The 14290-nt window shown below is 46.3% G+C and carries 13 protein-coding genes; 10 read left to right on the plus strand and 3 right to left on the minus strand.

The features are described 5' to 3' along the window. Positions 1 to 38: 38 nt before the first annotated feature. On the minus strand, positions 39 to 797 hold the full coding sequence (locus tag ADIAL_RS03320) for a MurR/RpiR family transcriptional regulator (protein ID WP_034300014.1): 759 nt from the start codon (positions 795 to 797) through the stop codon (positions 39 to 41). A gap of 109 nt (positions 798 to 906) precedes the next feature. Between ADIAL_RS03320 and ADIAL_RS03325 the strand changes: the two genes are divergently transcribed. The 5 genes from ADIAL_RS03325 (at position 907) to ADIAL_RS03340 (ending at position 6145) form a co-directional block, all read left to right on the plus strand. After that, positions 907 to 2049 carry a glycerate kinase gene (locus ADIAL_RS03325; protein ID WP_034300016.1) on the plus strand — a complete coding sequence of 381 codons (1143 nt, stop codon included), beginning with the start codon at positions 907 to 909 and terminating at the stop codon, positions 2047 to 2049. Positions 2050 to 2446: 397 nt separating this feature from the next. After that, positions 2447 to 2638, plus strand: coding sequence for a hypothetical protein (locus ADIAL_RS11350; protein WP_155849165.1), 192 nt, complete (start codon positions 2447 to 2449; stop codon positions 2636 to 2638). Between the two features lie 352 nt (positions 2639 to 2990). Next, complete coding sequence (locus ADIAL_RS03330) at positions 2991 to 3869, plus strand: DUF1295 domain-containing protein (protein ID WP_051503677.1); 879 nt, start codon at positions 2991 to 2993, stop codon at positions 3867 to 3869. A 96-nt stretch (positions 3870 to 3965) separates the two neighbouring features. Beyond that, positions 3966 to 5735: a DegV family protein gene (locus ADIAL_RS03335; protein ID WP_034300018.1), complete on the plus strand. Its 1770-nt coding sequence runs from the start codon at positions 3966 to 3968 to the stop codon at positions 5733 to 5735. Between the two features lie 11 nt (positions 5736 to 5746). Further along, positions 5747 to 6145: a DUF2177 family protein gene (locus ADIAL_RS03340; RefSeq protein ID WP_034300020.1), complete on the plus strand. Its 399-nt coding sequence runs from the start codon at positions 5747 to 5749 to the stop codon at positions 6143 to 6145. 133 nt (positions 6146 to 6278) lie between these two features. Here ADIAL_RS03340 and ADIAL_RS03345 read toward each other — a convergent pair whose 3' ends face one another. Next, the gene (locus tag ADIAL_RS03345) at positions 6279 to 6947 is read right to left on the minus strand and encodes a DUF3159 domain-containing protein (protein ID WP_034300022.1); all 669 of its coding nucleotides are present in this window, start codon (positions 6945 to 6947) and stop codon (positions 6279 to 6281) included. Further along, positions 6934 to 7281 (minus strand): DUF1475 family protein, encoded by a 348-nt coding sequence (locus tag ADIAL_RS03350; RefSeq protein WP_034300024.1) that lies wholly within the window; start codon positions 7279 to 7281, stop codon positions 6934 to 6936. Before ADIAL_RS03350 ends, ADIAL_RS03345 begins: the two co-directional genes overlap by 14 nt. 269 nt (positions 7282 to 7550) lie before the next feature. Between ADIAL_RS03350 and ADIAL_RS03355 the strand changes: the two genes are divergently transcribed. The 5 genes from ADIAL_RS03355 to ADIAL_RS03375 all read left to right on the plus strand — a co-directional run bounded on the left by ADIAL_RS03355 (position 7551) and on the right by ADIAL_RS03375 (position 14128). Beyond that, on the plus strand, positions 7551 to 8504 hold the full coding sequence (locus ADIAL_RS03355) for an NAD-dependent epimerase/dehydratase family protein (RefSeq protein WP_034300026.1): 954 nt from the start codon (positions 7551 to 7553) through the stop codon (positions 8502 to 8504). 204 nt (positions 8505 to 8708) lie between these two features. After that, a complete protein-coding gene (locus ADIAL_RS03360; RefSeq protein WP_034300028.1) occupies positions 8709 to 9860 on the plus strand; it encodes an NAD(P)-dependent malic enzyme in 1152 nt (383 codons plus the stop codon). 401 nt (positions 9861 to 10261) lie between these two features. Then, positions 10262 to 12190, plus strand: coding sequence for a fructose-bisphosphatase class III (locus ADIAL_RS03365; RefSeq protein WP_034300029.1), 1929 nt, complete (start codon positions 10262 to 10264; stop codon positions 12188 to 12190). A gap of 239 nt (positions 12191 to 12429) precedes the next feature. Then, complete coding sequence (locus ADIAL_RS03370) at positions 12430 to 13365, plus strand: ABC transporter ATP-binding protein (protein WP_034300031.1); 936 nt, start codon at positions 12430 to 12432, stop codon at positions 13363 to 13365. After that, positions 13358 to 14128, plus strand: a complete 771-nt coding sequence (locus ADIAL_RS03375; RefSeq protein WP_034300033.1) for an ABC transporter permease — start codon at positions 13358 to 13360, stop codon at positions 14126 to 14128. The genes ADIAL_RS03370 and ADIAL_RS03375 overlap by 8 nt, the downstream gene beginning before the upstream one ends. Positions 14129 to 14290: the final 162 nt, after the last annotated feature.

The following is a 14290-nucleotide window of genomic DNA, read 5'->3' on the forward strand; positions in this document are numbered from 1 at the left end:
AAAATAAAATAGACGGGTAGCGTTTCCCGTCTATTTTCTCATGAATGAGATGTTTCAATATCATAATACTGTTCGATATACTGATTGTATAAGTAATTGGTCAAATAGTGGATGGAAAAGCGGTCAGTCGCATCAATGGCATTGATTTTGATGGGACTGCTGTAACCATAAAGCTGATAGTCTGTTAAGTTAGCCAGAGCATTAGACGAAAAGCCGGTCACACTGATTGTCTGTGCACCGGCTACTTTTGCCCGGCTCGCAGCAGCATAAACATTGGACGACTGGCTTCCGCTGACACTGACCGCTATAGCTAAATCATTTTTTCCGAGCAGTTGAGCGTTGTATTTCATAATATGCGGATCGATAAACGTCTGACTGTGCTTACCAACAATCTGAAGTCTCTGGCTGAATTCTTCCGCGGGGAATCGGGAAAGACCAACAGCAAATAACAGGATTGTATCTGCTTTGTGTATAGCCTGAATCATCTGCTGAACTATATCTGGATTAATCAGCTGCTTTGTTTTGATGATCCTGTCATCCAGCGAATAAAGTTCACCGACAGATTTCTGAACAGACAGCACCTTTTTCAGTTGATCTTTAAATTCCTGATAGCCGGAAAAATCCAATTTTTGAGTTAAGCGAACAATTGTATTGGGTGAGGTGTAAAAATGACCGGCAACTTCTCTGATTGTCATTTCAGATAACTGTTCTTTGTGATCTAAAAGGTAATTTAAAATCGTGTTTTCATTGTCATTCAAGCGTTTTCGGTTAGATTCTAGCTTTTCATAAAAATTCATGATGGCCCTCCTCGTCATAACCATAGTGTATCAGAGAGCATCTATCAATGGCACTATCTTTTATTCTCCGCCGTATACAATCCATCTAAATAAATAAAGGACTGATTACATGAAAATAGTCATTGCACCTGATTCATTTAAAGAAAGTATGACCGCTATGGAAGCTGCAACAGCGATTGAAGAAGGGTTCAAAACGATTATACCTGATGCAGAATACATTAAAGTCCCCATGGCTGACGGTGGTGAAGGGACTGTTCAATCGATTGTTGACGCGACAAAGGGAAAAATAAAAAATTTGCAAGTGACGGGACCGCTGGGGGACAAGATAGATGCCCACTATGGCTTGTCCGGGGATAAAACCCTTGCCTTTATCGAAATGGCGGCGTCTTCAGGTCTGGACAAAGTAGAGCCAGCTAGAAGAAATCCGCTGATCACCACAACTTTAGGGTTTGGAGAGCTGATCAGGGATGCTCTCGACGAAGGAGTTAGTCATATCTTGCTTGGTATTGGGGGCAGTGCCACCAATGATGGAGGCGCAGGAATGATCATGAGCCTAGGGGGGAAGCTGCTTGACGGCGATAAACAGGCAATCAGCCCCAACGGAAAGGGACTGGAGGACCTGGTTTATATTGACTTGTCGGATGTGCATCCGCGTGTCAAAGAGGTATCGTTTCGTGTCGCTTGTGATGTGGACAATCCCTTGACAGGAAAAAGAGGAGCCGCACGTATTTACGGACCACAAAAAGGAGCAACGAAAGAGCAAGTCGAGCGGCTGGACGAGAATTTGAGCCGTTTTGCCCGCATAATAAAAGAATCGACAGGTAAAGATGTAGAGTCTGTCCCTGGAGCTGGAGCAGCGGGTGGTTTAGGTGCCGGGATCATGGCCTTCCTAGATGGGCAGCTGGAACGAGGTGGAGATCTGCTTGTTGACATACTGGATCTGACCCAAAAAATGAAAGGATCAGACTTAGTCGTTACAGGAGAAGGCGGCATCAATCATCAGACGGTATACGGGAAGACGCCGGTCGCTGTATCACGTGTGGCGCACGCACAAGGCATACCTGTAATTGCTCTAGCCGGATGCTTGGGCGAGGGGTACGAAGCCGTATATGAACACGGCATTCATGCCGCATTCAGCATTCTTCCAGAATTTATGTCTGTTGAAGCGGCTTTGGATAATGGCTATAAAAACCTAAAACAAACAGCACAAAATTGTGCCCGGCTGATAGCCCTCTCAGGTGTTAAGGAATAAAGAAAAATCTTAAACAGTCTGACATTCCAACTCGAGAGCTGGCGGTCGGCTAAGTTATACTGCATACGGTCTAGCCCGTTAACTGCTATCCAAAGTCAGATCATTTCCTGTACAAAGCGTGCTAAACAGCAGCTTACCTCAAGCGAGCACTCTACGTGCTGCTTGAGGCTTTTTATTGCGTACATTGAAGGGGGCACCTCTGCTGAAAAGAGCAAAGGTGTTTACTTTATTGCACTATCTATAGATGCTAATCATGTTTTTTAATCCAACTGAGGAAGGACTCGAAGCCTGAGTCGTCAAGCAAATGGTGGAGCGTTCCAACTGGGAGTTCAGCAGTCCCCTGAGTCGTCGCGCAATCGGCTTAGCGTTCCAACTGTGAGGCCAGCAGTCACCTGAGTTGTCACGCAACAGTGTAGCTGTCCGACTACTAGGACATCTGCTAACATTCAATCCGATGGACACTGTCGGAGGGACCGATTTAGGGATGAGTTTTTTGGTAGCCGTACTTGGGGGACTTGTTATGGTTATTTTACTGATTCGAGCCTTGCCCAGATGGTATGCTGCTCAATTTTTTTCTACGAAGAACTGAAAGCAGGATGAATGTGTACAGCACTTGAAGAATTAAGCTGAAAAATCAGATTATAAGCTCATAAGCTGTAGATTCTATTTCATCGAATCTGCAGCTTTTTGCTTGGCAAAAAGCTTGCGTATTTGACTTGTTTGGCTAACGGTGCATTCCTCAAAAAGCTCACAGAAAAGCTAAGTGGATGCATTTTTAGTTTCTAGGATCAGGCTATAGGGCACCCTACAGTTTAGCTGAACAAATCAATATAATTCAGAATATAAGAATTACTGGTGCCGATAGATTATAGGAAGTGTTATACTAAAGTCATAAAATGCGCTCTGAGCGCTATTATAAATTAAAGAGAATGAGGTGTGTTATGGACAAAAAAAGACTGATTATTTATCCGCTATTATTTTTGGCTACGCTTGCAATTTCTACACAAGGCTTTACCAATATCGGTTTTGATGGCTTGCTGGTTCCGTTGATCTTTACTTTTATTTACTTCACGACGATTTTTCTGATTGCTACGGCTATCAAGAACAATTCGATTGTAGATATCGGATGGGGAATGGGCTTTGTGATTGGCAGTTGGCTGACTCTTTTTGTGACAGGAGATCCGACACTGCTGTCCTACATTATTGTCGGCTTTATTACAGTCTGGGGAACCCGGCTGTCGCTGCGTCTGTTGAAACGCAACTGGGGCAAGCCTGAAGACTTCCGCTATGCCCAGTGGCGAAAGGAATGGGGAGAAAAAGTCGTACTTATCGCTTTCTTCCGAGTGTTTATGGTACAAGGAATTATTAACTTTATTGTCGGCTCTGCCAGTTATTCGATCATCCGCTTTAATACTTTTCAGTTTGAAGGAGCAGGTCAGTTTATCATCTATGCGGGCCTTTTAGTTGCTTTGACCGGTCTGTTCTTTGAGGTAGTCGGAGACGAGCAGCTGAGACAGCACATCAATAAAAAGTCCGGGAAGCTTCTGCAGTCTGGACTGTGGTCAGTGACCCGTCATCCTAATTATTTTGGGGAAATCCTAATCTGGATCGGTTTGTATGTGAGTGGCCTGCCGATGATGTTCAACGGGGATATCAGCCCGATTTACTATGGCTTGCTGGTGATTTCGCCGGTAATCATGAGTGCAGTCCTGATCAAAATATCTACACCCCTTTTAGAGAAAAACATGGAAAAATACGATGCCTGGGAAGACTACAAACAGCGGGTACCGATGATCTTCCCTTGGGGTAAAAAAGGATAAAGTACACAAGTAAACGCTGAAGGCACTGATGTTTTTAGCCTGGCACAATCAGCCAGCTGTCTGTCAGTCGACCATCAGGAGAGAAGGGGAGAAAAAATGGAAACAATAACGTACAACGAACTGTATATCGGCCTGATAAACGGGGCGAGAGAAGTCATGAATAACCGGCTGTTTTTGAACGATATCAATGTTTTTCCGGTAGCAGACGGGGATACCGGAAGTAATTTGTTTTCGACGATGCACAGTATCGTGCACCGCTCGGAACTCAAGGAGGACACAAAAACGACGCTGGAAGCAATCGCAGATTCTGCCATCGTTGGAGCACGAGGAAACTCAGGTCTGATTTTTGCCCAGTATTTTCAGGGGCTCAGTGAGGGGATCACTGACGAGGACGTAATTACCAAAGAGAGCTTTACCTCAGCCATTAAAGCTGGGATGGAGTACGCCTACCGTGCAGTCGAGAACCCGGTAGAAGGTACGATGCTGACGACGATGGCTGTTTTTTATGAGGCGCTGACCAAAGAAGGGGCCAGCCATGAAGCCTTTGACCAGCTGTTGGAGTCGGCTTTCGAGAAAGTGGATCAGGCTGTGGAGCATACAACGGAACAACTGAAAGTACTGAAAAAGTCAGCAGTTGTGGATTCTGGAGCAAAAGGCTTTGCCTATTTTGTCAGAGGTCTCGTTGACGGGATACAGGGGAAAGTTATTTCAGAGGAAACGGTTGAGCCGCTGGAAACAATCCCTACCATCAGCGAAGGCGAGCATGAAATTGGGAAATACCGCTACTGCACGGAAGCGCTGATCGAACCGAACTCAGCGGATGCAGATTTGAAGAATCTTCTATCAGATATTGGTGATTCTATTGTCCAGGTCAAAGGCAAGTCGAAGACCCGGCTGCATATCCATACCAATAATCCGGCTGAAATGTTCGACCGGTTGTCCGACCAAGGCAAAATCATCGAACAAAAAGTAGACGACATGGTCAGACAGTATGACCGTATCCATAACCGTAAGTACGAGACAGTCATCGTAACGGATTCCATTGCCGATCTGCCGGAAGAGATGCTGGATGATGCCCAAGTTCATGTAGTGAATATCTCTCTGCTTGTTGGCGAAGAAACGTATATCGACAAGCTGACAATCACGAATGAGAAGTTGTTCGAACTTGCCAAAAACAAGCAAGTTCATCCGACCTCTTCTCAGCCGACGACCAAAACAGTCGAGGATGCTTACCGTTATCTGCTCAGTTACTACGACAACGTTATCGTGTTTTCTGTAGCTAAAGCTTTGAGCGGGACTTACAACGTGTTCACCAAAGCAGCTGAACCCTTCAATAAGGAAAAAGAGACAATCCAGGTTATCGATACAAAGCAGAACTCAGTAGCTGAGGGACTGATTGTTTGGCAGGCAATTCAGAATCTTAAAGCCGGCAAGTCAGTTGATGACATTATGTCCGACGCAAGACAAGCAATCAGTGATTCTAAAATACTGGTCAAAATCAATACACTGGACAATATGATTGCTTCAGGTAGACTGAGTGTACGGGCAGGCGGCATCGCCAAGAAAGTAGGCTTGAAACCGATTGTTTCCCTGGATGAAAAGGGAGAAGGAGAAGTCTTCAAGATTGCCTTTCATCCGGAAAAAGCGAAAAAGAAAATTCTGAAGCACCTGAAAGCCTTGAATGAAGACAAAGGCATCAAGCATTATGCGGTCACCTATGTCGACGATATCAAGCTGGGGAACGCTTTTGCAGATGAGCTGCGGGCAACTCTAGGGAAAGAGCCGGAGTACATCACTGAAAGTTCCGGGGTCATCGCTGTAGGAGCCGGTAAAGGGGCTGTCGCCGTCGCTTATATAACCAATTAGGAGGGGAAGCAATGGATTTTCTGATCGTCTACCTGATCACTTTTGTCGCCTTTTTTGTAGTCGACATCATCTGGCTCGGGCTTGTAGCCAGAAAGTTTTATAAAGACCAGCTCGGTTTCATTATGAAAGAAAAGACAAACTGGACGGCCGCTGTCATTTTTTACTTTATCTTTATTTTTGGTCTGGTCTTTTTTGTTATCGACCCGGCGCTTCAGTCCGGGGAAATTATGGACGCGTTAATCAGAGGTCTGCTCTTTGGGCTGATGGCCTATTCGACCTATGATCTAACCAACCTGGCCACGCTGGACAAATGGCCGCTTAAAGTGACTATTGTTGATCTGATCTGGGGAACTACTTTAGGAGGTTTGGTCTCCGTTATCAGCTTCTTCTTTTCTTCCATGATCATTTAAGTCATCTCGCGGGATGAGTTGACTGAATAAGATAAACAGCAAAACACCGGCAGACCTACTAGGCCTGACGGTGTTTTTGTTTGGAGAGATGAAATCAGCAATCATCTGAAGGTGAATACAAAATCCACAGCACCTAAAAGCCTTTCTGCTGGCCCTCGTAAGGAGGCTGTTTGTTATTCATAAACTCCTCAACGCTAGGACCAGACAGCTTTTTTAGCCCTCTGATCCCCATGACATAGGTAGTGATCAGCAGAATGATGTTCATTGGCCAGCCCAGGATGTTGTTAAAAATAAAATACAAGTCAAAGGCTCCAGCAATAAAGAGGGGAATCTGTACAGCCAGACGCATCAGAAAGTAAGCCGCCCATAAAATCGTGACATGACGGTAAGCTGGGCGGATATCGTCTCTTAAATACCATTCGATCGGCCAGCCTCTGGTCAGATGACTGAGCAAAGCAGCCAGCGGGCGTTTCATAAAGAGCGACACTATGCAGGCTAGCACGATGAGCCCGGTTGAAATCAGGCCTGGAAGGTAAAAGTTGATGGCTTCCCCGGAAAGGTAGCTCAAGCCGATAGAAAAGAGAGCGCCGCCGGTACCAACCAGGACATATTTTTTTGTATGGCGTTTAAAGATGCGATAAAGAATGAGTCCCGCAATATAGAGCAAAGTCAGGCCGGCAGCGATTTCCAATGTCAGAAAACGATTGGCCAGGAAAAAGATCAGCGGGGGGAAAAGAGCATCCACCGTCTTGCGTTCGAAAACAAGCAGGAGCTGTTCCAGCCATTCTTTAAGTTTGTTCATAAGGGCCTCCTCTTCTTTTGCCGTTAAGGGCGACCTCCCAGCTGTCATCGGATTCATACAATGCTTTCAGGACATAGACGCTCCCAGTCAAAAAGCCGAAGATCATCATGGCAGTTACCCATAGGATGATTTTCCAGAGTGTAGTTTCCCGGTAGACGATCCAGATGGAAAAGAGTGCGAAGCCGACATAGAGATCGATCAGGGACATGACGCCCCAGGGATTGTCGAGCAGAGCCCCGCCGTCGACAAGAAAATCCCCGTTCACAAAGGCATTGACCAGTCCGCCGATCATGGCCAACAGGCAGAGCCAGGCGGTGATTTTAGCAGCTTTCATAAGGTGTCCTCCTTGGCACTTGAGATAAGCCGGGCAAAGCACTGCTGTTTTCTCAAGTGGATTCGATAGTTACAGTTTACCACAGTTGCGGTATTTTCGAGTCTTTTGAGAGTGTCAGATCAGCAAGGGCTGGCCCTGGAGTCATAGAAAAGAAAGGCGGCTGGTGGGAGTCAGCTGTTTTGACCGGGCATTTAGGCGCTGTTTTGGCCATTAATTGTGCTATTCTATAAGCAGAGAAAAAAGAGCAAGATGAGCAGGGAGGCAAACTTATGAAAGTCATTGTAATCGGGGGAAGCGGGCATATCGGGACGTATTTGGTACCTATGCTAGTCAGAGAAGGCCATGAAGTGATCATGGTCAGCCGCGGAAGGCGAGAGCCGTATATCAGAGACTGGGCCTGGGAAAAGGCTGAACATGTGTCTATGAACCGGAGCAAGGATCCAGCCTTTGTGCAGAAAATAGCGGATATGAATGGAGACATAGTGATCGATCTGATCTGCTTTGAACTGGACGAGGTCAAAGAGATGGTTGCTGCACTCAAGCAGACAGACTTGTCTCATTACCTGTACTGTTCGACCATTTGGACACACGGCCGTGCACAGACGCTGCCAATCGAAGCGGATAGTGTCAAGGAACCATTGGATGAATATGGCCGTCAGAAGTACCTTAGTGAGCAGTATCTGATGCAGGAATTCAGAAAAAACAACTTCCCCGTAACGATCGTCAGTCCCGGACAGATCTGTGGACCCGGTTGGTCGATCATCAGTCCGCTGGGTTACGGAGACGACAGTATTTTCCAGACGATCGCAGAAGGTAAGGAAATTTGCCTGCCTAACTTTGGCATGGAGACGCTCCACCCGGTTCATGCAGAAGACGTGGCCCAGGTGTTTTTCAAGTCAGTGAAGCACCGAAAAGAAGCCTTGGGAGAAAACTTTCATGCCGTCTCGGCAGATGCTCTAACCATTTATGGCTTCACTCAGGCGATGTACCGCCTGTTCAGAAAAGAACCCAGAATCGAGTTTCTACCATGGGACCAGTGGTGCGAATATGTTCAAAATGACCGCCAGACCGGTATCGCTTATCATCACCTGGCCCGAAGCGGCATGTACAGCATCGAAAACGCCAAACAGCTAATCGGCTACAGTCCACGCTACACTTCAGTACAGGTTGTCGAAGCCAGTATTCAAAGCTATATCGACCGGGGCGTCATCAGTGTAGACTGATGTTGATAAAAGAAGGGCCGGTCCGGCAAGAAGACGGACCGGGTCTTTAAAACAGTTAAAACAAAGGGTGGAGCTGGTTTGCGCCTGCTGTACAAGTGGCGATTCAATCAAACACCCTTCATGTAGAGCAAGTGTGTCTTTGCTTAGCTCTGCTGTTCTTATGTTTAGATAATAGAATAATAAAAACAAGAGAGGAAAGTACATATGTCTGATGTAAAAGAAAAAGCACTTCAGGTAAGCAAGGAAATGGGAGGGAAAATAGAGGTCAATTCCAAGATTAAAATTGACTCCATGGAAGACTTGTCCATAGCCTATACGCCGGGCGTTGCAGCAGTGAGTGCGGCCATTGCTAAAAACAAAAAGGATGTCTACACCTATACATCCAAGCGCAACCTTGTGGCTGTCGTGACTGACGGATCAGCTGTGCTGGGGCTGGGTAATATTGGTCCGGAGGCAGCGATACCGGTCATGGAAGGGAAAGCCGCCCTGTTCAAGCGCTTTGCGGATGTCGACGCGGTACCCATCTCTCTGGATACCAATGATGTAGAAGAAATCATCGCGCATGTCAAAGCCATCTCCCCGTCTTTTGGGGGGATCAATCTGGAAGACATCAGTGCTCCAAGGTGCTTTGAAATTGAAGAACGATTGAAAGAAGCGCTGGATATTCCAGTGTTTCATGATGATCAGCACGGGACAGCGATTGTGGTGCTGGCGGGTATTTATAACGCCTTGAAGTTGGCTGAAAAGCAGATAGATGAGGTCAAAGTCGTCGTGAACGGCGGCGGAGCAGCAGGGGTGGCGATTTCCAGGCGTCTTTTGGCTGCAGGAGTCCAAAACATCATACTGGTCGACAAGGCAGGCATCATTTCGGCAGACCAGCCAAATCTTGAGGAACGACATAAAGATATCGCCACCGTAACGAATAAAGACCAGGTCAAGGGAGATCTGAGAACGGCACTTCAGGATGCCGATATCTTTGTAGGGGTTTCGGCACCCAATGTTTTGAAAAAAGAATGGATCACTGAGATGAACGACAAGCCGATTATTTTTGCCATGGCAAATCCGGAGCCTGAGATTGATCCTGCAGAAGCCAAGGCCGGCGGTGCATTTATTGTCGGGACAGGAAGAAGCGATTTTCCGAACCAGATAAACAATGTCCTGGCCTTTCCGGGCATATTCAGAGGGGCGCTGGATGCCCGGGCTAAAAATATTACAGAGGAAATGCAGATAGCGGCTGCCAAAGGAATCGCGAGTGTTATCAAGGAAGCGGATCTCACAGTTGACAATATCATTCCCGACGTCTTTGCCCCCGGGGTTGCAACGATTGTCGCCGACAGTGTGAAAAATGCCAAATAACTGAACTGAATGGAGAAAGGCTGTTCAGAGCCGAAACTGAAACAAATCCAGACATTAAAATAGACGAAGCCGGTCAGAGTAAAAAAGAGAGACAGTGATGTTTTTCCTTAATTTTGACCGGTTATTTTGTGCGTGAGGGGATAAGAGGTTGACCCGTTACCTTAAAACCCGTGCTGACTTCGTCTAGGTGTACTGAACTGACAAATCCAAACGAAGCTTTTGCTGGCAAAGTGCTCTCCACCTAGGGCTCTTTAGTGCAGACAAGAGAATCTCCCAAGGCTTCAAGCGCTCAAGCCCCTGTTGTCTCGAGTTAAAAAAAGCAGACCGTCCGTGCTATAATATAAAACAGACACATTGATCAAAATAAAAGCCACGATTCAAAGCCGAGGGGGAGCAACAGGATGAAAGATAAATACTTTGAGCTGCTGAAGGAAAAATACAATACACCGGAGTCTGTATATACAGAACTGATGAACCTAGAAGCGATCCAGAACTTACCCAAAGGAACAGAACTCTACTTGTCCGATGTTCACGGGGCGTCCAAAGAGTTTAAGCATATACTGAAGACAGGATCAGGAAACGTCAGGGAAAAGATAGAAAACTTTTATGGAGATAGCTGGAACGAGGAGGAAAAGAACCAGTTCAGTCTGCTGATCAGTTATCCCAAAAAAGTCCTGTCCTCCATGCAAGCAAGCGAAAAAACAGACAGCTGGTATTACCAGACCATCACACACCTGATAGATTTTATCGGTTTTTGTGCAGCTAAATATACCCGCTCAAAGCTCAGAAAAGCCTTGCCTAAAAAGTACCGCTACATCATTGAAGAGCTCTTGTACACGGACCCGTCTTCTCACAAGGACAGAAACGACTATTACGACAGTATTTTAAACAGGCTCATTGAGCTGAAGCAAGCCGAGCGCTTTATTGTCTCGTTGTGTGGGGTGATCCCGCGCTTGGTTATCGATCACCTCCACCTTGTTGGGGATATCTTTGACCGCAGTGGGGGTGAGTACACGGTCATGAAGGAGCTGATGCAGCATCATTCCGTCGATATACAGTGGGGGAACCATGACGTGCTCTGGCTTGGAGCGATGCACGGGTCCAAAGCCAACCTCCTGACTCTTTTGCGCATTGCCGCCAGATATGGCTACCTGTATGACCTTGAAAAAACATACGGCTTAAACCTGCGGCCGCTTTTTTTGTATGCTGAAAATCACTATGCTGAACATGCTGCATTCAAGCCTAAACTGACTTCCGGTACGGAGCGTATTTTCAACAAGGAAAAGGAATCTCTACTTAACCGGGTCCATCAGGCCCTGGCTATCATGCAGTTCAAGCTGGAAGGACAGCTAATCGAAAGACGGCCTGAATTCGATATGGACTGGCGAAATATACTGAAGGCTATCGATTTTGAAAAAGGTAGGATCACGATCGAAGGCAAAACTTACAGCCTGGATGCTTTTCCATACGACAGTATCGATAAGCATGCCCCTAACCAGTTGAATGCCGACGAAACCTATATTGTCGAGACCCTGCTTGCCAGTTTTCAGCAGGCTGAAAAAATGAGACGAATCAACAAGTTTCTTTTGCGCAAAGGCAGCATGTATCTGGTTTATAATGATCAGCTGCTCTATCACGGCTGTATTCCTTTAAAAGAAAATGGGGAGTTTGCCTGCCTGAGGCTCAAAGAGAAAGACTTAAAAGGAAAAGAACTGCTCGACTTTTTTGAATACCATATCAAAAAAGCGGCTGAGCATCCGGAAAAGCAAGAGGACTTCTCCACAGACCTTGAATGGTATGCCTGGGCAGGCCCGCTGTCGCCCTTGTTTGGGAGAAACAAAATGACGACTTTTGAGCGCTATTATATTGAAAATGAAGAAACCTACAAAGAAGAGCGGGATCCTTATTTTGATTTGAGAAATGAAGAAGATACAGCTGATGCTATTCTGCGTGAGTTTGGCTTGAATCCTGAAAAGTCCAAGATCATCAATGGACACACTCCTGTTAAGGTCAAAAAAGGGGAAGAGCCGGTCAAAGCTGGCGGGAAAGTATTTGTTATCGACGGTGGCATGAATGCAGCCTATCAGAAAACAACCGGAATAGCAGGGTATTCTTTGCTGAACAACTCCTACGGCTTCCAGCTGGTCACCCATCAGACTTTCGACACGAGGGACAATTTACTGGGTGAGAAATCAAAAGAAGCGACGCTGAAGCGTATGATTGACAAGAAGCTGGAGCGCAAACTGATCAAAAATACCACCATCGGCCGGTCTATTCAGGCTCAAATTGAGGATCTTCAATCTCTGATTAGTTACGTGAACGATGACTGATCAGGCTTTCTTCAAAGCAGGTCAGCTACATTGATAGTTAAGAAAGAGGGCTGTTCAAGCCTTCTTTCACATACATAGGCAAGCGTGCTACCGATTCTTTAAACGGTCAGTCAGCGTCTATAGCTTCTTTCTGCGAGAAAGAAGCTATAGACGCTGAAATCAGCTAACTAAAAATAAGCACAGTTATGTTACAATGGGTGATGGCCAAGTACAGTAGAGAAAATAAGGAGACCATACAGATGACAAACGCACTGGAAATAAAAGATTTAAAAAAAGTATATGCCGGAGGGGTTGAAGCCCTCAAAAGTGTTGACCTGAAAGTGAAGGAGGGAGACTTTTATGCCCTGCTTGGACCAAATGGAGCCGGCAAGTCTACAACAATTGGGATTATTACGTCTCTGGTCAATAAAACGGCCGGAGAAGTGAAAGTGTTCGGTTATGATCTGGACAAGGAGCTGATGCAGGTCAAGCAGCAGATTGGCCTGGTGCCTCAGGAATTCAACTTCAATCAGTTTGAAACCGTTCAGCAGATTGTAGTGAATCAGGCCGGTTACTATGGGGTCTCCCGCAAGGAAGCCTTGGAGCGCAGCGAGGTTTACTTAAAGCAGAGTGACTTGTGGGAAAAAAGGAATGTAAAAGCCCGTATGCTCTCGGGTGGGATGAAGCGCCGGCTGATGATTGCCCGGGCGCTGATGCATGAGCCGAAACTGCTGATTCTTGACGAACCAACAGCGGGGGTAGACATTGAGCTGAGGCGCGAAATGTGGAAGTTTCTCAAGGAACTGAATGCCAAAGGGACGACCATTATTTTAACAACGCATTATCTGGAGGAAGCAGAGATGCTCTGTCGAAATATTGGGATTATTCAAAAAGGCGAGCTGATCGAAGATACGAGCATGAAAGCGCTGCTGGCTAAACTGCAGTATGAGACCTTTATTTTAGATATTGAACCCAGTCACAGCCGGCCGGTGATCACTGGTTTTGACAGTGAGCTGCTTGAAGAGTCGACTCTGGCTGTCGAAGTGGCACGGGACCAGGGGATCAATGAGGTGTTCAGCCAGCTGACGGAGCAGGGAATCAAAGTTCTCTCCATGCGTAACAAGTCAAATAGGCTGGAAGAACTGTTCCTGAAACTGACAGAAGAAAAACTGATAGCGGAGGATTCACATGTTTAATTTATATATGACAGCACTTAAAAGTCTGGCGGTCAAGGAAACGAACCGGTACTTGAGGATTTGGGTCCAGACGCTGGTCCCACCGGTGATTACGACGTCTTTGTATTTCGTCATTTTCGGAAATTTGATCGGCAGGCGGATTGGTGAAATGGGCGGCTTTTCCTATATGGAATTTATCGTGCCTGGCCTGATCATGATGTCGGTCATCACCAGCTCTTATTCCAATGTATCCTCTTCCTTTTTCTCACAGAAGTTTCAGAAAAACATCGAAGAGCTGCTGATTGCACCCGTGCCGACACATATTATCATGTGGGGCTTTGTGTTCGGGGGACTCGGACGGAGTATCCTTGTGGGGACACTGGTAACATCGATTTCACTCTTTTTTGTGCCGCTTCAGGTTTATGCCTGGCCAATCGTTATCCTGACCTTGCTCATGACATCGGTTGTCTTCTCACTGGCAGGACTGCTGAATGGGATCTTTGCCCAGTCTTTCGATGATGTGTCAATCGTCCCGACCTTCGTCCTTCAGCCGCTGACTTATCTGGGTGGCGTCTTCTATTCGATTTCCATGCTGCCGCCGTTCTGGCGGGGCGTGTCACGGGTGAACCCGATTGTTTATATGATTTCCGGCTTCCGTTTTGGTTTTTTAGGAGTCATTGATGTGCCAATCGTGTGGACAATGGGTATTTTGATTTTGTTCATCATTGTGCTGTATACCGTCTGCTGGAACCTGATTGAAAAAGGCCGTGGCCTGAGAAGCTGATTGAGCCTCCTAATTAAGTCGTCAAAATGAAATAGGTCAAGCTGAAAATACAAGAGGAAGAGGCTGCAGTTTTGGACTGCAGCCTTTTTTTTGATTTCCTTAGGTTGGGTCTGTCCTTCAGGCTGTACCTTCAGTCGTCGAGTTCTACATGAAGAGGAACGC

Origin of the sequence: Alkalibacterium sp. AK22, from assembly GCF_000585255.1 — a bacterium.
In the GTDB taxonomy this organism is placed as follows: domain Bacteria; phylum Bacillota; class Bacilli; order Lactobacillales; family Carnobacteriaceae_A; genus Alkalibacterium.

Coding starts and splice junctions, on each gene's coding strand:
- ADIAL_RS03320 (WP_034300014.1), bottom strand. CDS start 797: ATGAATTTTTATGAAAAGCTAGAATCTAACCGAAAACGCTTGAATGAC.
- ADIAL_RS03325 (WP_034300016.1), top strand. CDS start 907: ATGAAAATAGTCATTGCACCTGATTCATTTAAAGAAAGTATGACCGCT.
- ADIAL_RS03330 (WP_051503677.1), top strand. CDS start 2,991: ATGGACAAAAAAAGACTGATTATTTATCCGCTATTATTTTTGGCTACG.
- ADIAL_RS03335 (WP_034300018.1), top strand. CDS start 3,966: ATGGAAACAATAACGTACAACGAACTGTATATCGGCCTGATAAACGGG.
- ADIAL_RS03340 (WP_034300020.1), top strand. CDS start 5,747: ATGGATTTTCTGATCGTCTACCTGATCACTTTTGTCGCCTTTTTTGTA.
- ADIAL_RS03345 (WP_034300022.1), bottom strand. CDS start 6,947: ATGAACAAACTTAAAGAATGGCTGGAACAGCTCCTGCTTGTTTTCGAA.
- ADIAL_RS03350 (WP_034300024.1), bottom strand. CDS start 7,281: ATGAAAGCTGCTAAAATCACCGCCTGGCTCTGCCTGTTGGCCATGATC.
- ADIAL_RS03355 (WP_034300026.1), top strand. CDS start 7,551: ATGAAAGTCATTGTAATCGGGGGAAGCGGGCATATCGGGACGTATTTG.
- ADIAL_RS03360 (WP_034300028.1), top strand. CDS start 8,709: ATGTCTGATGTAAAAGAAAAAGCACTTCAGGTAAGCAAGGAAATGGGA.
- ADIAL_RS03365 (WP_034300029.1), top strand. CDS start 10,262: ATGAAAGATAAATACTTTGAGCTGCTGAAGGAAAAATACAATACACCG.
- ADIAL_RS03370 (WP_034300031.1), top strand. CDS start 12,430: ATGACAAACGCACTGGAAATAAAAGATTTAAAAAAAGTATATGCCGGA.
- ADIAL_RS03375 (WP_034300033.1), top strand. CDS start 13,358: ATGTTTAATTTATATATGACAGCACTTAAAAGTCTGGCGGTCAAGGAA.